Origin of the sequence: Stenotrophomonas sp. STK17_22 (assembly GCF_051983905.1) — a bacterium.
Taxonomy (GTDB): Bacteria; Pseudomonadota; Gammaproteobacteria; order Xanthomonadales; family Xanthomonadaceae; genus Stenotrophomonas; species Stenotrophomonas maltophilia_A.
The window spans coordinates 3077769-3102286 of sequence record NZ_CP197010.1 but is presented as its reverse complement, the minus strand read 5'-3'; the positions used below and the strand labels follow the sequence as shown (position 1 = coordinate 3102286).

Sequence of the window (24518 nt, the reverse complement as noted above, 5' to 3'; positions counted from 1 at the left end):
TGCAGGCCCCTTACTTTCCGGATTGCTCATGAAGCACTGGATGCTCCGCCTGTATGCCCCGTTGTTCCTGCTGGGTTTCGTTGCCGCCGCCGTCGCCTGGGTCGGCCACCTCCACGGCGACCCGCTATGGCTGCTGGCCTTGCTGGCAGTTGCCATCGCGGTCTCGTTCGCTGCCGAACGTGCTTGGCCGTATGACCCCGCGTTCAACCACGATCACGGCGACAGCCTGCGTGACACCCTGCATGCGCTGGTCAACGAGAGCCTGAACCTGCTGTCGATCGCGGCGGTGCCACTGCTGGCAGCCATCATTCCGTGGCAGGCCTGGCCGCTGCAGTGGCCATTCGCGCTGCAGGTGCTGCTGGCCGTCATCTGCGCCGATCTCGGCATAACCCTGGTGCACTACGCCAGCCATCGCATCGGCTGGCTGTGGCGGCTGCATGCGGTGCATCACAGCGTGACCCGCATGTATGGTTTCAACGGACTGATGAAGCATCCGCTGCACCAGGCGGCCGAAGCGGTCGGTGGCGTGCTGCCGCTGCTGCTGTTGGGCCTGCCGATGCCGGTGGCTGCGGTGTTGGCGTTCGCCATTGCCATCCAGCTGCTGCTGCAGCATTCCAACGTGGACATGCGTCCCGGCGTGCTGGGCCGGGTGATGGCCTGGGCGCCGCTGCACCGCTTCCACCACATGCGTTACGGCACCGCCGGCGACGTCAACTTCGGCCTGTTCCTGACTGTCTGGGATCACCTGCTGGGGACCGCCTTCGATGCGCCCGGCTATCGGCTGCAGCAACGCGACCTCGGCATCGGCAGCCAGCCGGACTATCCGCGCGATTATCCCGGACAGCTGCTGGCGCCGTTCCGCGAACTGCCGCATGGCGAGGTGCCGGAGCTGCCGGAAGGTCTGCGCAGGCGCGGATGATGGGGCGTGTCAGGCCGCGTGCAGCTGCAGGCCCTGCAGCTGCGCGGCACTGATGCCGAACATGCGGCGCAGGCTGCGCGACAGATGGGCCAGGTCAGCGAATCCGGCCGCGTGCGCGCTGTCGGTCAGGCTGTGCCCGCGCAGATGATGCATCAGTGCGCGGCGCAGCCGTTGCCACAGTACCCAGCCGCGTAGGGTCACCGCCAGATCGGACTGGAAGCGCCGATGCAGCTGGCTGGCCGACAGATGCGCCGCCTCGGCGATATCGGCAGCCGGCACCGGGCCGGGCAGGTGCTGGGCGATACGGGACAGCGCGGCCTGCACGCGGCGGTCCAGCGGTTGCGGGCGACTCAGCCGTGGCAGCCAGTCGTGCAGCTCCAGCGCGTTGCCCGGCAGCGCGTGCAGGTGCTGCTCGATCTGCCCGGGATCGGCATGTGCGGGCTCGAGGAACACCGTACAGCCCGCTTCCGGCGCCGACAGGATTGCGTGCGGCTGGAATGACGGCAGCCACAGCCGTTGGCCCTGGTGCCGCACGCCATCAACCTCGACCTGCCAGGGCGCGGCTTCGCTCAGCAACAGTTGATGGGCGTAGTGCGCGTGCGTATCGCTGCCACCGGCGTGGCCCTGCAGCACGGCCACGTGAGCATCCAGCAGCAGCGTGCCATTCCAGGGCAGGGCGGGAGAGGACATGGAGGAATTGTAGATCCACGCCATGCGTGGATGAATCTCCATCGAAATCGAATATCTGGAGATCCGATCCCGTGCCGACCAACGGTCGGCACCCACCAACAGCAGCAGGTTCCAACAGCTCGCAGGAAACTGTCGAAGGCGGGGTGGGTCCGGTTGCGGGGGCGTGAGCCGCATGGATGCGGCGACCGAGGCTACATGGACGTACTTGCGCCGTCCCCCGCAACCGGGCCCACCCCGCCACCCCACAGGAAGCCCGCTGTTGCTTCGGCTGTTGCTTCTGAGGTTGCCGGCCAGCGGCCGGCACTACCGCGGGTGCCGGGCGCAGCCCGGCCGTGTGCCCCCTCACCGCCCGTGCGGATCCGGCCGGTGATGCACGTACTCGACCACGGTGCCATCGGGATGCACCGCATTGAACGCCGCCCCGGTCGGGACCACCTGCAGCGGGAAGATGATTTCAGCGCCAGCCGCCACCAGCTTGTCGTGATAGGGCCGAACGTCGTCGACCAGCAGCGTCCCCGTGGTCGAAGTGAACGGCGCCAGCGCCGTCTCGCTGCCCTCGATCAACAGGAACGCACCGACCATTGCCAGACGCAGCCCAGCCTCCGGAAACGGGAACCCCGCATCGGCCACCACACCCTGCAGCTGCTCGTAGAACGCCACGCTGCGCTCCAACTCCCCCGGGGCCACGAACACCCGGATCAACACGCGCGGCGCGCGCTGGCTGGAGGTATCACAGCGGTCGCGCCAGAGATGGTCGAAGTCGCGATGGACGGTCATGGGCTCGGTTCGTGGCCAGGGACCCTCATTATCGGCAGCCTCGCGCGGCGCGCTGATGACCGCCGGTGATGGCCTGATAACCGCTGGCCGGGTTGCCCCTGTGACTTAGGTCCTGTTGACAGGTGTGAACGCCCTCGCACAATCTTCACAGGATTGGGTCGCCCTGCGCGGCCCGGGCAGGCAGGTTGTCACGCCGGGAGGAGGGTCCCGCGCGCAGACCGGCCCGTCCATCGGCCTGCGGGACGTTGCCTGGCAACCCCTGCGCGGCATGAACGCTGCACCCTTCGGCGGCACTTTCCCTGGACCGATTGCCTTGGCAACGGAATTACGCCTGCCGATGAAAACGTTTACAAAGCCGCTTGCACTGTCCCTGGCCCTGTCTGCCGCACTGGCCGCCCCGGCCTGGGCCGACCCCGCCGCGTTCACTGTGCTGACCCTGGAACAGGCCCCGACCGCCGAGGCGATGCCGGCCCTGGCCGCCCAGCTGAAGACCCTGCAGGTGGACGCGGTGAGCGTGCGCCAGGTGCAGCGCGGCATCGGCCAGGTCGATCCGCTGCAGGTGCTGGCCGATGGCCTGGGCTACGCGTACCGCTTCATTGCTGCCGGCAAGGATGATGGCCAGACCCAGCGCGGCCAGGCCGTGCTGACCCGGTTGCCGATCGCCGCTGAATCCGGCCCCGACCAGCCGGGCCTGAACTACCTGCGCCTGGACGACGGCCGCCACACCGTGGCGGTCTATACCGATGCCGGTGCAGGTGCGGCGCAGCTGCCGGCGCTGGTCACCCGTTCGCGGCTGGGTGCACCGGCGGTGCTGCTCGGCGCGGTGGCCGGTGAATCGGCCAAGGCCGCAGGCTTCGATCCGGCGCGTGTCGCGCTGGAAGCCGATGCCAGCTATTTCAGCGATGGCTTCCAGGCCGCCAGCAGTGCGCCGTTCAAGGTGGAAGGCAGTACCCTGCGCGCCACCCTGCTGACCCTGGCTTACGCCGCCGACACGCATGGCGACAGGCCGTGGATGGACACCACCCTCAACGCCGACGCGCGCGCTGCGCTGCTGCTGAAGGCGATGACCGAGGATGAGAAGTTCCAGATGCTGCACAGCTACTTCGGGCTGGGCAAGGACGGCGGCCCGCTGCCGGAAGGCGCAGTCGGTTCGGCAGGTTTCGTGCCGGGCGTGGCGCGGTTGGGCATTCCGTCGCAGCAATCAGCCGATGCCGGCGTCGGCGTGACCAATCCGGGTGGCATCCGCCCGGGCGATTTCGCCACGGCGATGCCGTCGGGCCCGTCCACCGCATCGAGCTGGAACCGTGAAGTCGCCTTCGCCGGTGGCGCCACGATGGGCCGCGAGGCATGGCAGCAGCGCTTCAATATCCTGCTGTCGGGCAGCGTCAACCTGCAGCGCGACCCGCGCAACGGCCGTAACTTCGAATATGCCGGTGAAGATCCGCTGCTGGCCGGCTCGATGGTTGGCGCGCTGATCCAGGGCGTGCAGAGCCAGCACGTGATCTCGTCGATGAAGCACTTCGCGCTGAACGACATGGAGACCCGTCGCAACTTCCACGACGTGCGCATCGGCGAACAGGCCATGCACGAGTCGGACCTGCTGGCCTTCGAGATCGCGCTGGAAGCCGGTCGCCCGGGCGTGGCGATGTGCTCGTACAACAAGATCAACGGCACCTACGGCTGCGAGAACGGCTACCTGATGAACCAGGTGCTGAAGCAGGAATGGAAGTTCCCCGGTTTCGTGATGTCCGACTGGGGCGGCGTGCACAGCGGTTCCAAGGCAGCGCTGGCCGGCCTGGACCAGCAGTCGGCCGGTGAAGTGTTCGACGCGGCGGTGTTCTTCGACGAACCGCTGCGCCTGGCCGTGCACGGCGGCGTGGTGCCGCAGGCGCGCCTGAACGACATGGTGGCGCGCATCCTGCGCACGATGTTCCTGCATGGCAACTTCGACAACCCGCCGCAGCACCAGAAGGTGGATGCCGAGGCCGGCTTCGCCGTTGCCCAGCGCACGGTGGAAGAGGGCAGCGTGCTGCTGCGCAATGAGGGCAACCTGCTGCCGCTGGCCGACAGCGTGAAGCGCATCGTCATCATCGGCGGCCATGCCGACAAGGGCGTGATCGGCGGCGGTGGTTCGTCGATGGTGGGCGTCACCGCCAAGGGCACCAATGCGGTGCCGGGCGTGATGCCGATCACCTGGCCGGGCCCGGTGATCTTCCATCCGTCCTCGCCGCTGGAATCGCTGCGTGCGGCGCGCCCGGACGCGACCATCGAGTATGTGGACGGGACCAATGCCGCCGCTGCGGCCAAGGCCGCCGCGCAGGCTGACGTGGCCATCGTGTTCGCCACCCAGTGGGCCGCCGAATCGGTGGACCTGCCGGACATGCAGCTGCCGGACAACCAGGATGCCCTGATCTCGGCAGTGGCCAAGGCCAACCCGAAGACCGTGCTGGTGCTGGAAACCAATGGCCCGGTGCGCACGCCGTGGCTGGCGCAGGTGCCGGCGATGCTGCAGGCCTGGTACCCGGGCATCCGTGGTGGCGAAGGCATCGCCGCGCTGCTGACCGGCCAGGCCAATCCGTCCGGCCGCCTGCCGGTGACCTGGGTGACGGACGAATCGCAGCTGCCACGCCCGCACATTGATGGCCTCGGCTTCAAGCCGGCCAAGCCGTTCGGTGATGTGTTCGATTTCGATATCGAAGGCGCCAACGTCGGCTACAAGTGGATGGCGGCCAAGGGCCTGACCCCGACCTTCGCCTTCGGCCACGGGCTGTCCTACACCTCGTTCACCTATGAAAATCTGAAGGTGAGCGTGGAGGGCTCGCGCCTGGTCGCCAGCGTCGACATCCGCAACACCGGCAAGCGTGCCGGCGCCGACGTGGCCCAGCTGTACCTGAAGCTGCCGGCCGGCAGCACCACGCCGATCCGCCTGATCGGCTACGACAAGGTGACCCTGCAGCCGGGCGAACAGCGCCGCATCCGCATCGAAGCCGAGCCGAAGACGCTGGCTCACTACGATGCGCAGGCCCGCCAGTGGAAGATCGATGGCGGCACCTACCAGGTGCAGCTGTCGCGCAACGCTGCCGAGCCGCTGCAGACGGTGGATGTGCAGCTGGTGGAGCAGGTGCTGCGCTGATGCCTGAAGGCATGGCCCCGCAAGGGGCCATGCAAAAAGGGGACGGAGGGGATTAAGTCGTTTATGCATAAACGACTTAATCCCCTCCGTCCCCTTTTTTCAGGTGACAAACCACCCGCGCAGGAAATCGATCAGCTGCCGCACCTTCGGTGAGGGCTGCGTGCTGTGCGGGTAGACCGCGTACACGCTCTGCTGCGGGAACCGGTGCTGGCGCAGCACCGGGCGCAGCCGGTCCTGGGCCAGGTCGTCCTCGATCAGCCAGCGTGGCAGCACGGTGACCCCGGCGCCGGCCACGGCGAAGGCGCGCAGGCTGCTGGCACCATCCACGCCCACCACTGCGTTGCCCGGGTTGGTGGCAAACAAGGCGTCGCTGCCATCAGCCGCGACGACCGGCACATCGGCCAGGCGCGGATAGCCCAGGCGGGGCAGGGTGCCGAGCTGTGCCGGGTCATCGACAGCCTCGGCAGAGGGCAGGCGTGCCAGCAGGGACGGAGCCGCCACCGCGCACAGTGGGTGCCGTTCCAGTTCGCTGGCGCGCAGGCCCGAATCGGGCAGACGGCCGAGGCGGATCGCCAGGTCGAAGCGTTCGGGAATCAGGTCGGCCGGCGCGGGTGACGTCGACAGGTGCAGCTGCAGAGCCGGATGCCGCGCACGGAAGGCTTCCAGTGCGGGAATCAGGCGCAGCTGGGCGTACTCCGGGGTGGTGGTCAGGCGCAGCACGCCCTGCAGCTGGTGCTGGTCGCGGCGGGCGGCATCGATCGCCGCCTGTGCGGCGTCCAGCGCCTGCACGCAGTGCTGCAGGAACTGTTCGCCGGCCTCGGTCAGGGCCAGGTGGCGGGTACTGCGCAGCAGCAGGGTCACGCCAAGCTCCTGCTCCAGCCGCTTCAGGTTGAAGCTGACCACCGCACGGCTCAGGCCCAGGCGATCGGCGGCAGCGGTCAGGCTGCCGGCCTCGACCACTGCACGGAAGATATCGAAGCGATCAAGGCTGACCATGGCAATTCATTGTCAAAGCAGATTTGCCAGTGTTGCAGTTGCTGTCGTGTTTTTCCAACAAGGCCCGCACGGCATGCTGGCCGCTTCCCTGCTGGAGCGTCGCCGATGCCGTCCCCCCGCCTGCGCCATGAGGCCATCTTCCTGCTGGTGTTCGCTCTGGATCTGGTCAACATGTTCATCGCCACGGTGGCCTATCCGGCGCTGGCGGCGGAACTGCATGCCGACGTCGGTACCCTGGCCTGGGTCGGCACCGCCTACATGCTGGGCCTGAGCGTGGTGATTCCGCTGGCGCCCTGGCTGGCCGCACGCTGCGGTGAGCGTCGCCTGCTGCTGGTGGCGTTGCTGCTGTTCGCCGCCTCCGCAGTGTTGGCCGGGGCTGCACCGGGTATTGGCTGGCTGTTGGGCTGGCGCCTGCTGCAGGGCCTGGCTGGTGGCCTGCTGATTCCGGTGGCACAAGCGGCAGCGTACCGACAGTGCACGCCTGACCAGCGTGGCGCGCTGACCCGCCGCATCCTGCTGGTGGCGCTGCTGGTGCCGGCACTGGCGCCTGCGCTCGGTGGGCTGCTGGTGCAGTGGTTGTCCTGGCGCGGTGTGCTCTGGGCCAGCCTGCCGCTGGCCGTGGTGGCGATTGGACTGGTGCTGGCGTGGATGCCGGCCGATGGCGCGCGTAGTGCGCCACGCCTGCAGGCCTATGCGCTGTCCACCGCGATGGCGGCGCTGGGCGCGCTGCTGCTGGCGTTGACCTGGCTGGGCGAGCCCGGACATCGGACCGCCGGTGCCGTACTGCTGTTGATCGCAATGCTGTTGGCGGCGGCTCACCTGCGGCATGCACGGCAGCAGGCGCAGCCACTGCTGCGCTGGTCATTGCTATCCCATCGCGGCCTGCGCCTGGCGATGCTGGTCTACCTGGCAGTACCCGGTGTATTCATCGGCAGCCAGTTGGTCAGCACGCTGCAGTTGCACCAGGCCGGTTACAGTGCCGCGCACATCGGCGCGCTGATGCTGCCGTGGGCGCTGGCCTCGGCCATGGCGATCACGGCCAGCAAGCGCCTGCTGGCTCGCTTCGGACCAGCCACGGTACTGCGTACGGGCATGCTTCTGCAGGCCAGCGGCCTGCTGTTGATGGCGCTGCTGCCACACCCGGTCTTTGCCATTGCAGCATGGCTGTTTGCCTTGATGGGCGCCGGCGGCAGCCTGTGCAGCAGCACGGCGCAGACGCTGGCCTTCCATGGGGTCGAGGGCGAAGCATTGGGCGATGCCAGTGCGCTCTGGAACCTCAATCGCCAGCTCAGCTTCTGCCTGGGCACCGCGGCCATCGCGCTGCTGCTGGCCTTGGCCATGCAGTGGCTGCCGGTCCGCGCCACCGGCGTGGCGCTGGGTCTGGCCGCTCTACTTACCCTGCTGCCGATGACGTTGCTGCGCCGGCCGCAGTTGCTCACCCTTTCGCAACCGGAGAACACCTGATGGATACCACCGCAGAACACGAAGTCCACCACCTGCACGACAAGCTGCAGGCCTGGTTCCGCGCCGACGTCGGCACCGACGCACTGGAGGACCTGATGGCGCATTTCTGCGCGGACTTCAGCATGGTCGGCATCGCGGGTCGCAGGCTGGATCGGAATGCCGTACAGGAACTGTTCGCGGGTGGTCATGGCGCGCGTCCAGGGCTGCAGATTTCCATCGACGCCGTGCAGGCGGTGGAAGCGCCTTCACCGCTGGCGGTGCTGCGCTATCGCGAAGGGCATGCGATCGATGGCGGCGAGCCCGTATGGCGGGAATCGCTGGCGGTGCTGCGCCAGGAACAGGGGCGTTGGCGCTGGCTGGCGCTGCATGAGGTAACGGCAGCCTGATCGGTAGTGCCGGCCGCTGGCCGGCAACCGCGTACCGTGCCCGAGGTGGATGAAGTTGCCGGCCAGCGGCCGGCACTACCGGTTGCCAACGAGCGCAGCAGCTGGTCGCACATGTGCCATCAGTCCTGCCTGCATCCACCGCAGAATGCAAAGCCTGCACACACTTCACGGCTCAAGGCAGGAGTAGGCTTGAGGCTTTCCTGCCGGGAGGGGTTGTCCATGCGTGTGCGTGCCGTCGCTGTAGCCATTGCCCTTTGCCTGTCCAGCACCGTGCTGGCCGCCGAAACCCCGCCGATGACCCCGGACATCAGCGGCAAGCCCTTCGTTGCCCCCGATGTCGGTCGTGACTACGACAAGCGCGTGGTGATGGTGCCGATGCGTGATGGCACCAAGCTGTATACGGTGATCGTGGTGCCCAAGGGCGCCCGCAATGCCCCGATCCTGCTGACCCGCACGCCCTACGATGCCGCTGGCCGCGCCAGCCGCAGTGATTCGCCGCGCATGCGCGACCTGCTGCCGCAGGGCGACGAGGTGTTCGTCGACGGCGGTTACATCCGCGTGTTCCAGGACATCCGTGGCAAGTACGGCTCCGAAGGCGATTACGTGATGACCCGGCCGTTGCGCGGGCCGTTGAACAACACCAAAGTCGACCACTCCACCGACGCCTGGGACACCATCGACTGGCTGGTGAAGAACGTGCCGGAGAGCAATGGCAAGGTCGGCATGCTCGGCTCGTCGTACGAGGGCTTCACCGTGGTGATGGCGCTGACCGACCCGCATCCGGCGCTGAAGGTGGCCGCACCGCAGAGCCCGATGGTCGATGGCTGGATGGGCGACGACTGGCTCAACTACGGTGCGTTCCGCCAGGTCAACTTCAACTATTTCGCGATGCAGACCGAGAAGCGCGGCAAGGGTACGCCGCTGCCCAACCTCGGCTATGACGACTACAGCACTTTCCTGCGGATCGGTTCGGCTGGCGACTACGCGCGCTTCACCGGCGTGGACCAGCTGACCTGGTGGAAGAAGCTGGTCGAGCACCCGGCCTATGACGGCTTCTGGCAGGGTCAGGCGCTGGACGCGGTGATGGCGAAAACACCGTTGAAGGTGCCGACCATGTGGCTGCAGGGCCTGTGGGACCAGGAGGACATGTGGGGCGCCAACCACGCCTACCAGGCAATGGAAGGGCGCGACAGCGGCAACAACCGCAATTACCTGGTGATGGGGCCGTGGCGGCACAGCCAGGTGAACTACAGCGGCAGCGAACTGGGCGCGCTGAAGTTCGACGGCGATACCGCGCTGCAGTTCCGCCGTGATGTACTCAAGCCGTTCTTCGACCAGTACCTGGTGGACGGTGCGCCGAAGGCGGACACGCCGCCGGTGCTGATCTACAACACCGGCGAAAACCACTGGGATCGCCTGAAGGGTTGGCCGCGCAGCTGCGACAAGGGCTGTGCCGCCAGCAGCAAGCCGCTGTACCTGCGGGCCGGCGGCAAGCTGGCATTCCAGGCGCCGGCGGCGGGCGAGGGGGACTTCGAGGAGTACGTGTCCGACCCGGCCAAGCCGGTGCCGTTCGTGCCGCGTCCGGTGCGTTTCGGTGACCGCGACATGTGGACCACCTGGCTGGTCAAGGATCAGCGCTTCGTTGATGGCCGCCCGGACGTGCTGACCTTCATCACCGAACCGCTGACCGCGCCGCTGCGCATCGGCGGCGCGCCGGTGGTGCACCTGCAGGCCTCGACCAGCGGCACCGACAGCGACTGGGTGGTGAAGCTGATCGACGTGTATCCGGACCAGGAAGCGTCGACGCCGGAGATGGGCGGCTACGAGCTGCCGGTGTCGCTGGCGATCTTCCGTGGCCGCTATCGCGAGAGCTTCAGCGATCCGAAGCCGCTGGCCGCCAACGAGGTGCTGCCGTACCGCTTCGACCTGCCCAACGCCAACCACACCTTCCAGAAGGGGCACCGGGTGATGGTGCAGGTGCAGTCCAGTCTGTTCCCGCTGTATGACCGCAACCCGCAGACCTACGTGCCGAACGTCTACCTGGCCAAGCCCGGCGATTACCAGAAGGCCACGCAGCGGGTCTGGCACAGCGCGGCGCAGGCCAGTTACATCGATCTGCCGGTGTATTGAGGCCCACAGGGTGACGCCGGACATGGCCCGGCGCTACCTGGGCCCGCGCGATGCACGACGGTTTTGGTAGTGCCGGCCGCTGGCCGGCGTTTCTATGCTCAAGGATAAAGGTTGTCGCTCGTCAGCAGCCCACTGTCGAACTTCCGAAAGAGTTCGGCAATTGATTCGGCGATGGGCTTTCCCCGGCTGATGTCGAGATCGCCCAGATCGAATGAGATGATCTGTCCGCGACTGAGCGGGCAGAGATCGAGCGCGATGAGCGTCGATCCACCGTCCGTTCCAATGCCCATCAGGTAGTCGCCAAGATAACGACGGATTTGGTAGCTGCGGTTGAGCTGAATGATGGTGTCGATGGACCATAGGTCGACATAAGCATGAGGGAACACGCAGCGCCCACCGTTTGACCAACGCAGGAGCTGCATGAATTCCTCTGGAATCGCTGCCTCGCTCCAATGTGCCTGTAAGCTGCGTAGATCGTCCTCATGCGCGCCTGTCTCGGGTAGCCATGGACTTTGGATGCATCGGATGAAGTAAGGCGTGCTTGGTTGATCTCGATTGTCCACGAGAAGTCCCTGTAGTCAGCCTTACTACGATGGCGCGGCCCATCTTTGGCGGCAATGGGCATATGCGACATGCGCAGAGATGTGTCGGGAATATGATCGCTTCCAGCGCGTGTCGACCAAGGTCGACACCTACCAGAGCGGAGCCATGGCAGGTCGATTCAGGTGGCTGCGGTAGTGCCGGCCGCTGGCCGGCATCCGCGATGGCGTGAAGCAGAAGCTGCTATCCGACCTTTGAGGGCCCGGTGCGCCAGCGGCTGGGTACCAGGCCGAAACGCTTACGGAATGCAGCCGCGAAGTTGCTGGGGTGGCGGTAACCACTGGCGGCCGCAGCCTGCTCGACAGTCCAGCCGTCTTCGCGCAGGCCCTGCTCGGCGTGGCGCATGCGTTGTTCGTGCAGGTAGTCGAACACCGAGCAGCCGTACTGCTGGGCGAAATGACGGCGCAGCGAACTTGGGCTCATGCAGGCCAGCTGGGCCAGTTCGATCAGACTATGGGCGTGGCTGGGATCGTCATGCAGGTAGGCACGCACGCGCTCCAGGCGCTCGCGCTGGCCAGCCCGCAGCGTTCGTACATGGTCGGTCTGCAGATCCTCGGCCTTCAGCCCAACGGCCAGCAGCTGCAGCGCGACGCCTTCGCGCCACAACGCGTCGATGCCGTCCTCCCATGGGCTTTCGAACAGCTGGCCCAGCACCGGCAGCAGGGTATGCGGAATGGCCCAGTGGCGGCATTCCAGGTGGGTGTTGAGCGCGGTCTCCAACTGTGGCAGCTGGAACAGGTCCGGATCGATCTGGCCGGGCACCATCACGCTGACGCCGCGCATGCGCGTTTCGCCAGGATGCGCACCGGTCATCTCAACCTGTTCGCGGTGGTGCGCGGTCATCGCCGTACCAGCACGCAGGGTGAAACCACCACGTCGCGGAATGCGCACATCGACCTGGCCCTGCAGCATCACGCGGATGGCCAGGCCGGGACTCTGCTGGGCGGTGGCGACATAAGGGAAGCGATTATGGACGTCGGAGGCGATCAGGCTCATGCCGCCGCGCAGGAACTGCTCGTTGACCTCGCCATGGCCGGCCCACTGGTCGTCACGCAGGTGTTCCGGGTCGGCGCGGTAATCGAAGCCATGGCGGTGGCCGAAGCGGCGGTAATCAGCAAAAGTGAAATATCGGGACATCGCTCGGCACGTGCTTTGGAGGTGGACGCTGGCATTACCTCGCCCACGCGCTCTGCAATGCAGATGCAGATCCCGTCGTTACCCGTGCAGACATGCTGGGAAGCAGGGGCGTGGGCACTCTGGATAGTGGGGGAACACCAGGTTGAATGGAATGTGTCGAAGAAACTGGAAACGTTTCCCATTGTCGCCTTGATTCGCGCGCTTTTGATTTCAATATGGTCAAAACGATTGACGAATACGGCCAAAGTGAAAATGCCGCCGAACATACGCCAGCGTTTTGCATGCATATCCGTACGCAATTCCATACATCAACTTGAGTTGAGGTTTCATGGCTGGAACGATCACCCGTAGACGCGATGTCGGCCGGGCCATCACGAGCGGGCGCGTAGGGTTGGGCGGTTGGCCATTGCAGGTCACATCGATACCCCCACTGATGGAGAACGCAGATGATTGACTACCAGCTCACCGGCAAGACCGCGATCGTGACCGGCGGCGTGTCCGGTATCGGCCTGGCCGTGGCGCAGACGCTGGCCGCATCCGGTGCCCGTATTTCGGTCTGGGACCTGAAGCAGGATGCAGTCGATGCCACCGTGACGCAGCTGCGCAGTGCCGGTGCACAGGCCATCGGCATTGCGCTGGACGTTACAGACGACGCGGCCGTGGAGGCGGCGGTGCAGCGCACGATCAAGGAACTCGACGGCCTGCATGTGGCAGTCAACAACGCCGGTATCGGCGGGCCGGCCGCAAGCAGCGGTGACTATCCGATCGATGGCTGGCAGCGGGTAATCGACGTCAACCTCACCAGTGTGTTCCTGTGCCAGCGTGCGCAGATCCAGGCGATGCGCACGGCCGGAACCGGTGGCAGCATCATCAACATGGCCTCGATCCTGGGCCAGGTGGGCTATGCCGGTTCCACCGCGTACGTGGCGGCCAAGCACGGCGTGGTCGGGCTGACCCAGACCGCCGCCTGGGAGCATGCAGCCGACGGCATCCGTGTCAACGCGGTCGGCCCGGGCTTCATCAGCACACCACTGCTGGAGAAGATGGACCCCAAGGTGCGCGCCACGCTGGAAGGCCGCCACGCGTTGAAGCGACTGGGCACGGCCGAGGAAGTGGCGGCGCTGGTTGCCTGGCTGGCCAGCGACGACGCCTCGTTCGCGACCGGCACATACTATGCGATCGATGGTGGTTATCTGGCGCAATGACCGAGTGCGTGAAGGTTACGCATGGCGATGGCCAGTAGATCCAGGCCATGCGTGGATGAGCGCATGCGGTGAAGAGGGCGTGCCATCGTCTTCACCGCCATCCTACGGCTGCCGAGCAACGCTCCGGGAAACACCCGGAGCCTGCCCATGGAACTCACCCAGGATGTCTCGATCCTGCTGCGCGTGGCCGCAGCAATGCTGTTCGGCGGCGTGCTCGGTGTCGAGCGCGAGATGGGCAAGCACGCTGCGGGCCTGCGCACCCACATGCTGATTGCCGGCGCTGCTGCGCTGATTGTTGGACTCGGCGATTCAGTGGCAGAGCACTTCCAGCAGGAGCGTTACCGCGACCTGCTGCAGGTCGACCCGGTGCGCCTGATCGAAGCCGTGGTCGCCTGCGTCGGCTTCGTTGCCGCCGGCACCATTCTGCGTGGGTCACGCGAGGATCAGGTCAGCGGCCTGACCACGGCCAGCTCGCTGATCATGGCGGCGGCCATCGGCATCGCCGTGGGCATAGGAAAGTACGTGATTGCCATCGGGGTGAGCGTGCTGTGCGTGCTGGTGCTGGCGGTGATGCGGCGGTTGGAGAAGAAGATCTAAGGGGTTGAGGGAGTGGGATCAGAGTCCCTTCGGGGGATCTGATCGTGATTCCAAGGCGGAGTTGAAGCAGTCAGGTCTGCTGCGAAGTGTTGCGCTGCAGGATGGCCAGTGCTCTGGCCAGCATCTGGTCAGGAACATCCGTCGTAGCGCCGTACAGATCTGCGATTCCCACTTCAACGCAGGAACAGATCAGGTCATTCAACTCCTCGTGCTTGTCTGTGGCGATCTGCCCCAACAGAGATGGCGGCAATGGATCGCCTCGACCCGCGATCTGAAGCTCTGAGCCTGCCTGATCCCAGTCTGGCAGGGCCATGGGTTCGCCCGAATCCGGATATGCGCGCAGGTGGGCGATGAGCGCATCCAAGCCTGCATGATTGAGAAGGTTCGCTTCAGCGTAGCCGGCCAGGCAGTCAGCTGCCTGTTGCTGCATGGACTGCAGGTCGCGGGTGGGGGCGAGTGTCATTCGTGTACCAGAGATGGGGCAGGATCCAGTGTGGTGGATGCGCGCCACTGTCTCAACCGTCTTAATGGTCGTACCAATAATTGATTCTAGCCCTATGGTCTAATAGGCTCTTCGCGCAATCAGCGGTTCAATCTGCGTCCGGTGGCTCCATAAATCCATTATTGGTACGACCAATAATGCTGGAGCCCATGACCGCCCACCCCTGCGGTGTTGAACCCGTCCCCAGTCGAGAGCCCTCATGCAGCCCTGGCAACACCTGTACGACCCCGCCGGCAACCTGTGGTTGTCCAGCCTGATCGCGCTGCTGCCGATCGCGTTCTTCTTCGTCGCCCTGGCCGTGCTGCGCATGAAGGGCTGGCTGGCCGGCACGATCACCGTGGCCATCGCGCTCGGCGTCGCCCTGCTGTTCTACCGCATGCCGCTGAGCCAGGCGCTGGGCGCGGCCGGTTTCGGCTTCGTCTACGGCCTGTGGCCGATCGCCTGGATCATCATCGGCGCGGTGTTCCTCTACAAGGTCTCGGTCAAGACCGGACAGTTCGACATCATCCGTGCCTCCATTCTGTCGGTCACCGAAGACCAGCGCCTGCAGATGCTGATGGTCGGCTTCGCCTTCGGTGCGTTCCTGGAGGGCGCAGCCGGTTTCGGTGCACCGGTGGCGATCACCGCGGCGCTGCTGGTCGGGTTGGGCTTCAAGCCGCTGTACGCGGCCGGCCTGTGCCTGATCGTCAACACCGCGCCGGTCGCCTTTGGTGCGATGGGCATTCCGATCATCGTGGCCGGGCAGGTCACCGGTCTGGATGCCTTCGAGATCGGCCAGATGGCTGGGCGCCAGCTGCCGTTCCTTACGATCATCGTGCTGTTCTGGATCATGGCGATCATGGATGGCTGGCGCGGCATCAAGGAAACCTGGCCGGCAGTGCTGGTGGCCGGTGGTTCGTTCGCCATCGCGCAGTATCTGACCTCCAACTTCATCGGCCCGGAGCTGCCGGACATCACCGCGTCGCTGGCCTCGCTGGTCTGCCTGACGCTGTTCCTGCGCCGCTGGAAGCCGGTGCGGATCTTCCGTTTCGATACCGAAACCAGCGCCGAGGCGGCCGCACAGGCGCTGGAGGCGCCGCGCTACAGCGTCGGCCAGATCGCCAAGGCATGGTCGCCGTTCCTGATCCTCACCGCGATGGTCACGCTGTGGAGCATCAAACCGTTCAAATCGCTGTTCGCGGCGGATGGCCCGCTGGAAAGCTGGGTGCTGAAGCTCCCGGTGCCGGGCCTGGACCAGATGGTGCAGAAGATGCCGCCGATCGTGGATGCACCGCTCAGCTACGAGGCGATCTACAAGTTCGACTGGTTCTCGGCCACCGGCACCTCGATCATCCTCGCTGCGGTGATCGCCATCATCGCGCTGCGCATGCCGGCCCGTTCGGCGCTGCAGACCTTCGGTGAGACCGTGCGTGAGCTGCGCATGCCGATCTACTCGATCGGCATGGTGCTGGCCTTCGCCTTCATCGCCAATTACTCGGGCCTTTCGGCGACGCTGGCGCTTGCACTGGCGCACACCGGTGATGCGTTCCCGTTCTTCTCGCCGTTCCTTGGCTGGTTGGGCGTGTTCCTGACCGGCTCGGATACTTCATCCAACGCCTTGTTCTCGGCACTGCAGGCGACCACCGCGCAGCAGATCGGCGTGTCCGACGTGCTGCTGGTGGCGGCCAACACCACTGGTGGCGTGACCGGCAAGATGATCTCGCCGCAGTCGATCGCCATTGCCTGCGCGGCGGTCGGCCTGGCCGGCAAGGAATCGGACCTGTTCCGTTTCACGGTCAAGCACAGCCTGATCTTCACCACGATGGTCGGCCTGATCACCCTGGCCCAGGCTTACTGGCTGACCTGGATGATTCCCTGAGCCATGCACGGTCAGCCGACCACCCGCTGCGCGCTTCGGGCCACAATGGCACCATGAGCACGCAACGTATTTCGGACAAGGTGGCCGCGCAGCTGCGCGGCCTGGTGCAGGAACAGCGGTTGCAACCGGGCGACCGGCTGCCGGCCGAGCGCACCCTGGCGGTGCAGCTGGGGGTCTCGCGCACCGCGCTGCGCGAGGCCATCGCGCAGCTGGCCAGCCAGGGCCTGCTGACCGCACGGGTTGGTGGCGGCACCTACGTGGCCGAACCCGCGGCGCGCGCGCGGCAGGCGCTGGATGAACCGCTGGCGCCGTACCTGCCGCTGTTCCAGGGCGACCCGGAATACCGCTTCGACGTGCTGGAGATCCGCCACGCGCTGGAAGGTGCCACCGCCTGGCATGCGGCGCTGCGCGCGACCGACGAGGACCGCAAGCGCATCGCCCAGGCCTTCCAGACCATGATGGACGCGCATGGCAAGGATGACCCCACCGGCGAAGCGGAGGCCGACGCGGCCTTCCACCTGTCCATCGCCGAGGCCTCGCACAACCTGGTGCTGCTGCAGGTGATGCGCGGCCTGTTCGACCTGCTGCAGACCAACATCTCGCAGAGTCGCGAAAAGCTCTACACCTCGGCGAGGACCTTCTCGCCGTTGTCTGACCAGCACCGCGAGATGATGGACGCGGTGCTTGCCGGCGACCCCGAACGCGCGCGCGCCGCCGCGCATGCCCACCTCGAGTTCGTGCACACCACGCTGCGCACCCTCGATGACAACGAAGCCCGGCGTGCGCGGGCCTCGCGTCTACCTTCCCCACACGGTTGACCCCATGATCATCTCCGCCTCCACCGATTACCGTGCCGCAGCGCAACGCCGGCTGCCGCCGTTCCTGTTCCACTACATCGATGGCGGCGCGTATGCCGAGCACACGCTGAAGCGCAACGTTTCCGACCTGTCCGACATCGCGCTGCGCCAGCGCATCCTGCGCAACATGTCCGACCTGAGCCTGGAAACCGAACTGTTCGGCGAAACGCTGGCGATGCCGGTGGCACTTGCGCCGGTCGGCCTGACCGGCATGTATGCCCGGCGCGGCGAGGTGCAGGCGGCGCGCGCGGCCGACAGTCGAGGCATCCCGTTCACCCTGTCCACCGTATCGGTGTGCCCGATCGAGGAAGTGGCACCGGCCATCCAGCGGCCGATGTGGTTCCAGCTGTATGTACTGCGCGACCGTGGCTTCATGCGCAACGCGCTGGAGCGGGCGCAGGCCGCGGGCGTGACCACCCTGGTGTTCACCGTGGATATGCCGGTGCCGGGTGCGCGCTACCGCGATGCTCACTCCGGCATGAGCGGACCGAATGCCTCGCTGCGCCGCATCGGCCAGGCCATCACCCACCCGCACTGGGCGTGGGACGTGGGCCTGTTCGGCCGCCCGCATGATCTGGGCAACATCTCCACCTATCGTGGCAACCCGACCGGGCTGGAGGATTACATCGGCTGGCTGGGCAGCAACTTCGATCCCTCCATTTCGTGGAAGGACCTGGAATGGATCCGCGAATTCTGGAAGGGCCCGATGGTGATCAAGGGCATCCTTGATCCGGATGACGCGCGTGATGCGGTCAAGTTCGGCGCCGATGGCATCGTGGTCTCCAACCACGGCGGCCGCCAGCTCGATGGCGTGCTGTCCACTGCGCGTGCTTTGCCGGCGATTGCCGATGCGGTACAGGGCGATCTGAAGATTCTCGCCGATTCGGGCGTCCGTACCGGCCTGGACGTGGTGCGCATGCTGGCGCTCGGTGCCGATACCGTGCTGCTGGGGCGTGCCTTCGTTTATGCGCTGGCCGCGCAGGGCGAGGCCGGCGTGGCCAACCTGCTGGACCTTATCGCCAAGGAGATGCGCGTGGCGATGACACTGACCGGTGCGCGCCGCATCGCTGACATCGGCCGCGATTCGCTGGTCAGCCTGCCATGAGTGGCCACGATGCCGTGCTGGCACAGTTGCGCGACGCGGTCGGCAGCCGCCATGTGCTGACCGGCGACAAGGCCACGCGCCGCTTCCGTCGCGGCTACCGCTTCGGCGACGGCCCGGTGCTGGCGGTGGTGCGCCCGGGGACGCTGCTGGAGCTGTGGCGTGTTCTGCAGGCGGCGGTGCAGGGGGGGGCAGCGATCATCCTGCAGGCGGCCAACACCGGCCTGACCGGTGGCTCGACCCCGGATGGCAACGACTATGGGCGTCCGATCGTGCTGGTCAGCACGCTGCGCCTGACCGGCATCCAGCTGTTGAACGAGGGCCGCCAGGTGCTGTGCCTGCCCGGCGCGACGCTGGACCGCCTGGAGCAGACGCTGGCACCGCTCGGCCGCGAACCGCATTCGGTGATCGGCTCGTCCTGCATCGGTGCGTCGGTACTCGGTGGCATCTGCAACAACTCCGGCGGCGCGCTGGTGCGCCGTGGCCCGGCCTATACCGAACTGGCACTGTACGCGCAGGTCGATGCGCAGGGCCAGCTGCAGCTGGTCAACCATCTGGGCATCGCGCTGGGCGATACGCCCGAGCAGATCCTGCAGCGCCTGCAGGCGGGCGACTACCGTGCTGCCGACGTTGGGGACGGCGATGGCCGCGCCGCCTCCGATCCACGCTACGCCGAGGAAGTGCGCCGGGTCGATGCCGATACGCCGGCACGCTTCAATGCCGACCCCAGCCGCCACTTCGAGGCAGCGGGGTCTGCCGGCAAGCTGGCAGTATTCGCGGTGCGCCTGGATACCTTCGAGAAGGAGGCCGCCGAAGTCTTCTACATCGGCAGCAACCGCACCGACAGCCTCACCGCGATCCGGCGCCAGCTGCTGACCGGCTTCGAACGCTTGCCGATTGCCGGCGAATACATCCACCGCGATGCCTATGACATCGGCGAGCGCTACGGCAAGGACAGTTTCCTGCTGATCGACCGCCTCGGCACCGCCCGCGTGCCGGCCGCCTTCGCACTGAAGAGCCGCGTCGATGGCTGGTTCGAGCGGTTGGGCCTGCGCGGGGTGACCGACCGGGTGATGCAGGTGCTGACCGGCCTGCTGCCCTCGCACCTGCCCAAGCGCATGGGCGAGTTCCGCCAGCGCTACGAGCATCATCTGCTGTTGAAGGTCTCCGCGCAGGACGCCGCGGACACCGAGGCCTGGCTGCGCGGCTTCTTCGCCGACCATGAGGGCGACTACTTCCACTGCACGGCCGATGAGGGGCGCAAGGCGTTCCTGCATCGCTTCGCTGTGGCCGGCGCCGCGGTGCGCTACCGCGAGGTACACCGCGACCAGGTGCAGGACATCGTCGCGCTGGACATCGCCCTGCGCCGCGATGATGCCGACTGGTTCGAGCAGTTGCCGGTCGATATCGATGGCCGCCTGCTGCACAAGCTGTATTACGGGCACTTCCTGTGCCACGTGTTCCACCAGGACTACATCGCGCGCAAAGGCGAAGACCCGATGGCGATCGAGCATGCGATGTGGGCGTTGCTGGACCAGCGTGGCGCCGAGTATCCAGCCGAGCACAACGTCGGCCACCTGTACCCGGCCAAGCCGGCGCTGGCCGGGTTCTACAGGCAGCTGGACCCGAGCAATACGTTCAATCCGGGCATCGGCCAGACATCGAAGGCGAAAGGGTGGGGTGGCTGCGACTGTAGTGGGCATTAGCGGCGCACTCTCTGAAAATTCGGATCTCTTGCATTCATCACTGATCGGGTTCGCACTAGGCTGAGGTCTTGGCTGAAACGGATACAGAACCAATGCAGAGTGCGGATCAGATATGGGCGTCCATCAAAGCGTCGCTTCACGAGAAAAATTGTCTGGATGAAGTGCAGTTGCGACCGGGAGCTTCCGAAAGCGAGTTGGTTGAACTGGAAGCTCAGCTTGCAGTCGCTTTGCCAGATCTGCTCAGGCAGCTGCTGATGATTCACGACGGGCAGGATGGGGCCGGGCTTCTGTTCGGCACTCAGATGCTCTCGTCCATGGAGATCAGGCGGCAGTGGCAGGGTTGGCGTGAGATCGAGGCCGACGGCATGAACGAGGACTGTGCGGAGTTCATGAAGTCCAGTCCTGCGGGGGTGGTGAAGCCGATGTATACCAATGCACGTTGGATACCGCTGACTCACGATGGTGGCGGCAATCACATGGGATTGGATTTCGATCCCGATATTGACGGTGCTGAAGGACAGATGATTGCCTTTGGTGCGGATGAAGAAACCAAGTACCTTCTTGCTCCCACTTTCGCTGACTTCGCTGAGAAGGCTGTGGAGTGGATCACTCAGGCAAGCTGGGATGGTGAGAATCTCGAGTCGACAACTGATGACGGCTTCGCTCCCCCGGCCATTCTCCGTACTGCTGGAGGGGCGTAGTTGGGAGCGCCGTTCTGACAGGTAGTGTGCCGCTTGGGTTCCGGTTGACCGGGCTGGTCGCGATCGTTCCGTTATTCCTGCGCTACCATCTTGATTCCACGAGCAGGAATCTCATCCATGCCCCCCGTCCTTGCCCGCACGACCGTGTGCGTTGCACTGCTGGCCACCCCGATGCTGGCGCTGGCGCAGGGCTCGATCCTGCCGCAGCAGCGTGACGCTGCGGGCAATGTGATGGAGCCGTTGGGGCAGGTGCTGATCGCCAGTGAGACGGGGCCGGTGGGGCTCTACGAGTGCACGCGGGACGGCAACTGGTGCGTGCGCGTGCAGCCGGTTGCCAAAGATGGTGACCGGCCGACCGTGCTGGAAGTACTTGAGAAGGCACCGGGCCAGGGCACGCCACACACCTACCACGTCAGCATCGACGTGCCGCAGGAAAGCGAGCTGTCGCTGTGGCCGTGGATCGTGCGGCTGGCACCTGGCGTGGGCAGCGATGAACCGGTGACCGACCCGCAGCAGCGCGCCCGCCAGAATGTGCTGGTGGGTGGCATCGTCACGTTCAGCGCCATGTACTCCGGTGGAGGTGCCGACGCATCCACGCTGCAACTGGCACGCGTGCGCCACCTGCAGGACGACATCCAGGTGGACGACGACGTGTTGACCGTGCCATGGCTGGGCAATGCGATGATCCTCGCCTGTTTCAGCGAACAGGACATCAAGCAGCGCGCAGGTGCCTGCCATGACGAATACGGCTTCTCGGCGAAGCTGGCGCTGGATACGGTCGCCGAGGGCATGCCGGTGCTGAGCTACCAGACCGTGGCGACCCGGTTCCCGGCCGGTGTTTCGCGCTTCGAGGATTCGCTGGCCAAGGGGCCGTTGAAGAAGCAGGATCTGCGCACCGAGCAGGACCCGGCGTGCACCTACACGCGGCTGTTCCGCTTCAGCGATGGGGTGTTCCACCCCGACCACGCGCTGCCGGACTGCGCGGGGTATACCGAACCCTGAACCTTGTAGAGCCGGGCCTACGCTCGGCTGGTCTTCGGATGCGCCGCGCGAAAAGCCAGTCGAGCATGGCTCGACTCTACAAAAGCCTGCTGCCGCGCTTACTCGCAGCGGGTGGACGTGATGATGTTGTCCTTATCCACGAACACGCGCAGGCGGTCCGGGCGGATGTCTTTGGTGGTGATGGTGCTGGGGCCGATCGGGTTGACCAGGCCGGCACCGCTCTCGCGGGACAGGCGACGGATGTTGGGCTCGTTGGCCGGCTGGCCGATCGCCCAGCCCAGCTGGCTGGCGTCGCAGCGGCCACTGCCTTTGACTTCCGGGCCAGGGGTGCTGACGCAGGCCGACAGCAGCAGGGCGGAGGCCGGCAGCAACAGGGACAGACGGAATGCAGACATGCGAGCGCTCCTGCGCAGGGGAAGATGGCGGGAACGATAGCACCGAGCGTGCGAAAGGCGTCAGCGCCCCGGTCATTGCCGGCACAGCGTGGTCATTGCATAGTGGGAGCAATGGCTGGCAGTACGCCAGCGGGCAGGCCGGGCCTTTCCGGCGCAGGTGTTGGATACGGTATGACGGCAGGCAGTTTCCGCGGCAAGGACAAGACGATGACGGCGCTGGTGTTGTCGTTGCTGGGCATGGCGTTTGCCGCCTCCGCCTCCGCTGCCGCTGCCGATCCGGAACCCGAGCAGGTCCAATCCCCGGTATTCGGTGCCTGGCGCAACCTGCAGACCGAATCCGGCTACGCGCCGGCGCAGCGTAACCTGGCCTTCGCCATGCTGCCGCAGGCGGCCACCCGCGGCGACCGTTTCGCCATCCTCGACCGCGAGGGCAAGCGGGCGGTGTGCTGCCTGCAGGTGGCCAGCCCCTCGCTGGGCGTCGCTGCGCTGCGCGGGGAGTACCACCTGCCGCAGGCCTGGGTGACGGACCTGAGCAATGGCCGTAGCCCTGCACGACCCTATGTGCCGCACGTCTATGCGATGCAGCGGGTGGACGAGCTGGCCGACTACAGCTTCGCCGATGTACCTGGCGCCTACAGCGACCTGGGTGGGCTGCTGATTCCGGAAGGTGCCGCGCTGGAGGCCGACGGCAGTGCCGTGCGCCTGGGGGACAGCCGCTACCCGCTGCATTTCCAGCGCCAGCCGCACGCCGATGACGATGGCGCGCTGGACCGCTACAGCCTGCAGGCCGGCGAGGGTGCCGCCCCGATCGTGGTTGAAGTGCCGTTCGGCACCTACTGATTGCAGCGTTGCACTGGCTAGAATGCAGCGCGGCGCTGTCTGCCGTGCCTGCTCCGTGAGTCGTGCCGTGTCCTTGCGCCCCTTCCTGCTGTCGTCCCTGCTGCTGTTGTCTGCCTGTGCCAGCGCGCCTCCGCCGCCGGCCCATTCCGATGCATTGTGGCGATTGATTGAACGTGACTGCCAGGGCGCCGAAGGCCCGCGTGGCGATTGCCTGCGGGTGGAGACGGCAGCAGACCGCCGCGATGTGCTGGTCAAGGACGCGCACGGCGACTACCAGTTCCTGCTGATGCCGCTGGACAAGGTCAGCGGCATCGAGAGCCGCAGCCTGTACCAGCGTGGTGCACCGAACTACTTCGCTGCAGCCTGGCAGGCGCGCAGCCACACCGAACGGGCGCTGGGCCAACCGCTGCCGCGCAACGTCGCCAGCCTGGCGTTGAACTCGCCGCACGGCCGCTCGCAGCACCAGCTGCATATTCATGTGGATTGCCTGCGTGCCGACGTGCTGCAGGCGCTGGATACGCATGCTGCCGCCCTGGGCAGCCAGTGGGCACCGCTGCCGGTGCTGCTGCGCGGCCATCAGTACCAGGCCCACCTGCTGCCGGGCGCAGAACTGACCGCCAATCCGCTCAATCTGCTGGCCTACGACCTCGCAGGCGTGGACGACGTCGGCCAGTGGAGCCTGGTTGTGGCGGGCCGGGACGCCGTGCAGGGCGGCCCGGGCTTCATCCTGCTGGCCACCCGTGTGGACGCCGGCACCGGCAACGAGGCCAGCGCCGAAGAGCTGCAGGACCACGCCTGCTCGGTGCTGACCGGTGCCGGCAACGCGCTGGAGCGGGTGCGCTAGTCCAGCATCCTGTGCTTGCTCCGCCACATGGGGGCGGTCAGCGCCAGCAGCTGGCGATCCTGCCAGCCATCCAGATCCAGATGATGGTCGCGCAGCAGGCCTTCCTGCTCGAAGCCGAAGGCCCGCAGCGCGGTGGCGAACGGATCACTGCAGTCCGGTGGCAGCATCACGAACAGGCGATGCAGGCCGACGTCCTCGAACAGGAACGGGCACAGCGCCTGCAGCGCCGCGTCGGCATGCGGGTGCCAATGCTGCAGCGACAGCAGTTCGGCGCTGCGCGCGTGTAGTGATTGCAGCCGTACGTGCAGCTGGTCCAGTACGTTGCCGTGCTCGTCATCGAACACCCCCAGCAGCAGCTGGTCGTTGTCCTGTTCCAGGCGTGAGCGATGCATGTGGGCGAGGAAGCGCGCTTCCTCATCGATGACGGACGGATCGCGGCGGCCGCGCCGGCGGCGGTCATCGAACAGGCGCCAGCGCGGCAGGTCGGCACGCTGGAAAGGGCGCAGGGTGACCGGTGCGGCCTGCAGCTGCAGCAGGTGACGGCGCAGCACCGGGCGCAATGGGGGAAGGAGGGAAGTGGGGTACGGGGTCATCATCCCCGGCACGATGGCCGTGCCTGCAGCCCTGCACCATTCAAAACATTGCAAAAGTGTGGTGGATGGCACTGCGGGTCTGAT

The 24518-nt window shown here is 66.2% G+C and carries 23 protein-coding genes; 15 read left to right on the top strand and 8 right to left on the bottom strand.

The genetic code is table 11. The features are described from left to right. The first annotated feature begins 28 nt into the window (after nt 1-28). Nucleotides 29-919: a sterol desaturase family protein gene (locus tag ACSYS9_RS14410; protein WP_071228852.1), complete on the top strand. Its 891-nt coding sequence runs from the start codon at nt 29-31 to the stop codon at nt 917-919. Between the two features lie 9 nt (nt 920-928). Here the strand turns inward: ACSYS9_RS14410 and ACSYS9_RS14405 are convergent, their stop codons facing one another. Further along, nucleotides 929-1633: a helix-turn-helix domain-containing protein gene (locus ACSYS9_RS14405; RefSeq protein ID WP_071228853.1), complete on the bottom strand. Its 705-nt coding sequence runs from the start codon at nt 1631-1633 to the stop codon at nt 929-931. A gap of 318 nt (nt 1634-1951) precedes the next feature. Beyond that, entirely contained in the window at nt 1952-2386 is a 435-nt protein-coding gene (locus tag ACSYS9_RS14400) for a VOC family protein (protein ID WP_005410044.1), read from the bottom strand. Between the two features lie 337 nt (nt 2387-2723). Between ACSYS9_RS14400 and ACSYS9_RS14395 the strand changes: the two genes are divergently transcribed. Further along, nucleotides 2724-5519: a beta-glucosidase family protein gene (locus ACSYS9_RS14395; RefSeq protein WP_081352334.1), complete on the top strand. Its 2796-nt coding sequence runs from the start codon at nt 2724-2726 to the stop codon at nt 5517-5519. A 99-nt stretch (nt 5520-5618) separates the two neighbouring features. On the opposite strand, the gene ACSYS9_RS14390 is transcribed toward ACSYS9_RS14395, so the two are convergent. Next, entirely contained in the window at nt 5619-6515 is an 897-nt protein-coding gene (locus tag ACSYS9_RS14390) for a LysR family transcriptional regulator (RefSeq protein ID WP_071229124.1), read from the bottom strand. 105 nt (nt 6516-6620) lie between these two features. Here ACSYS9_RS14390 and ACSYS9_RS14385 point away from each other — a divergent pair, with 105 nt between their 5' ends. From ACSYS9_RS14385 to ACSYS9_RS14375, 3 genes are all read left to right on the top strand, one after another. Beyond that, nucleotides 6621-7979, top strand: a complete 1359-nt coding sequence (locus ACSYS9_RS14385; protein WP_071229123.1) for an MFS transporter — start codon at nt 6621-6623, stop codon at nt 7977-7979. Beyond that, a complete protein-coding gene (locus ACSYS9_RS14380) occupies nt 7979-8365 on the top strand; it encodes a DUF4440 domain-containing protein (RefSeq protein ID WP_071229122.1) in 387 nt (128 codons plus the stop codon). The genes ACSYS9_RS14385 and ACSYS9_RS14380 overlap by 1 nt, the downstream gene beginning before the upstream one ends. A gap of 219 nt (nt 8366-8584) precedes the next feature. Then, entirely contained in the window at nt 8585-10495 is a 1911-nt protein-coding gene (locus ACSYS9_RS14375) for a CocE/NonD family hydrolase (RefSeq protein WP_071229121.1), read from the top strand. A gap of 98 nt (nt 10496-10593) precedes the next feature. On the opposite strand, the gene ACSYS9_RS14370 is transcribed toward ACSYS9_RS14375, so the two are convergent. Both ACSYS9_RS14370 and ACSYS9_RS14365 read right to left on the bottom strand, forming a co-directional pair. Further along, nucleotides 10594-11058, bottom strand: a complete 465-nt coding sequence (locus ACSYS9_RS14370) for an SMI1/KNR4 family protein (RefSeq protein ID WP_081352347.1) — start codon at nt 11056-11058, stop codon at nt 10594-10596. 220 nt (nt 11059-11278) lie between these two features. Further along, nucleotides 11279-12232, bottom strand: a complete 954-nt coding sequence (locus ACSYS9_RS14365) for a helix-turn-helix transcriptional regulator (RefSeq protein ID WP_049398445.1) — start codon at nt 12230-12232, stop codon at nt 11279-11281. 446 nt (nt 12233-12678) lie between these two features. Between ACSYS9_RS14365 and ACSYS9_RS14360 the strand changes: the two genes are divergently transcribed. Both ACSYS9_RS14360 and ACSYS9_RS14355 read left to right on the top strand, forming a co-directional pair. Beyond that, nucleotides 12679-13437, top strand: coding sequence for an SDR family NAD(P)-dependent oxidoreductase (locus ACSYS9_RS14360; RefSeq protein WP_049398446.1), 759 nt, complete (start codon nt 12679-12681; stop codon nt 13435-13437). Nucleotides 13438-13584: 147 nt separating this feature from the next. Then, nucleotides 13585-14034: an MgtC/SapB family protein gene (locus ACSYS9_RS14355; RefSeq protein ID WP_032129616.1), complete on the top strand. Its 450-nt coding sequence runs from the start codon at nt 13585-13587 to the stop codon at nt 14032-14034. A gap of 70 nt (nt 14035-14104) precedes the next feature. Here ACSYS9_RS14355 and ACSYS9_RS14350 read toward each other — a convergent pair whose 3' ends face one another. Further along, entirely contained in the window at nt 14105-14497 is a 393-nt protein-coding gene (locus tag ACSYS9_RS14350; RefSeq protein ID WP_049422813.1) for a hypothetical protein, read from the bottom strand. 238 nt (nt 14498-14735) lie between these two features. Between ACSYS9_RS14350 and lldP the strand changes: the two genes are divergently transcribed. From lldP to ACSYS9_RS14320, 6 genes are all read left to right on the top strand, one after another. Continuing rightward, on the top strand, nt 14736-16394 hold the full coding sequence (gene lldP, locus ACSYS9_RS14345; RefSeq protein WP_071229119.1) for an L-lactate permease: 1659 nt from the start codon (nt 14736-14738) through the stop codon (nt 16392-16394). A 53-nt stretch (nt 16395-16447) separates the two neighbouring features. Further along, nucleotides 16448-17212 carry a transcriptional regulator LldR gene (lldR, locus tag ACSYS9_RS14340; RefSeq protein ID WP_071229118.1) on the top strand — a complete coding sequence of 255 codons (765 nt, stop codon included), beginning with the start codon at nt 16448-16450 and terminating at the stop codon, nt 17210-17212. A 4-nt stretch (nt 17213-17216) separates the two neighbouring features. After that, the gene (gene lldD, locus ACSYS9_RS14335) at nt 17217-18356 is read left to right on the top strand and encodes an FMN-dependent L-lactate dehydrogenase LldD (RefSeq protein WP_071229117.1); all 1140 of its coding nucleotides are present in this window, start codon (nt 17217-17219) and stop codon (nt 18354-18356) included. Then, nucleotides 18353-20059, top strand: a complete 1707-nt coding sequence (dld, locus tag ACSYS9_RS14330; RefSeq protein ID WP_071229116.1) for a D-lactate dehydrogenase — start codon at nt 18353-18355, stop codon at nt 20057-20059. The genes lldD and dld overlap by 4 nt, the downstream gene beginning before the upstream one ends. A 92-nt stretch (nt 20060-20151) precedes the next feature. Next, nucleotides 20152-20760 carry an SMI1/KNR4 family protein gene (locus ACSYS9_RS14325; protein ID WP_071229115.1) on the top strand — a complete coding sequence of 203 codons (609 nt, stop codon included), beginning with the start codon at nt 20152-20154 and terminating at the stop codon, nt 20758-20760. A gap of 117 nt (nt 20761-20877) precedes the next feature. Further along, complete coding sequence (locus tag ACSYS9_RS14320; RefSeq protein WP_071229114.1) at nt 20878-21762, top strand: hypothetical protein; 885 nt, start codon at nt 20878-20880, stop codon at nt 21760-21762. A 98-nt stretch (nt 21763-21860) separates the two neighbouring features. Here ACSYS9_RS14320 and ACSYS9_RS14315 read toward each other — a convergent pair whose 3' ends face one another. Continuing rightward, nucleotides 21861-22157 carry an I78 family peptidase inhibitor gene (locus ACSYS9_RS14315; protein ID WP_006373100.1) on the bottom strand — a complete coding sequence of 99 codons (297 nt, stop codon included), beginning with the start codon at nt 22155-22157 and terminating at the stop codon, nt 21861-21863. Nucleotides 22158-22328: 171 nt separating this feature from the next. Between ACSYS9_RS14315 and ACSYS9_RS14310 the strand changes: the two genes are divergently transcribed. Then, on the top strand, nt 22329-22997 hold the full coding sequence (locus tag ACSYS9_RS14310; protein ID WP_071229113.1) for a decarboxylase: 669 nt from the start codon (nt 22329-22331) through the stop codon (nt 22995-22997). A gap of 67 nt (nt 22998-23064) precedes the next feature. Continuing rightward, the gene (locus ACSYS9_RS14305) at nt 23065-23841 is read left to right on the top strand and encodes a CDP-diacylglycerol diphosphatase (RefSeq protein ID WP_071229127.1); all 777 of its coding nucleotides are present in this window, start codon (nt 23065-23067) and stop codon (nt 23839-23841) included. On the opposite strand, the gene ACSYS9_RS14300 is transcribed toward ACSYS9_RS14305, so the two are convergent. Then, nucleotides 23838-24437, bottom strand: a complete 600-nt coding sequence (locus ACSYS9_RS14300; RefSeq protein WP_071229112.1) for a GNAT family N-acetyltransferase — start codon at nt 24435-24437, stop codon at nt 23838-23840. The two genes, ACSYS9_RS14305 and ACSYS9_RS14300, sit on opposite strands and share 4 nt — an antisense overlap. Nucleotides 24438-24518 lie beyond the last annotated feature (81 nt).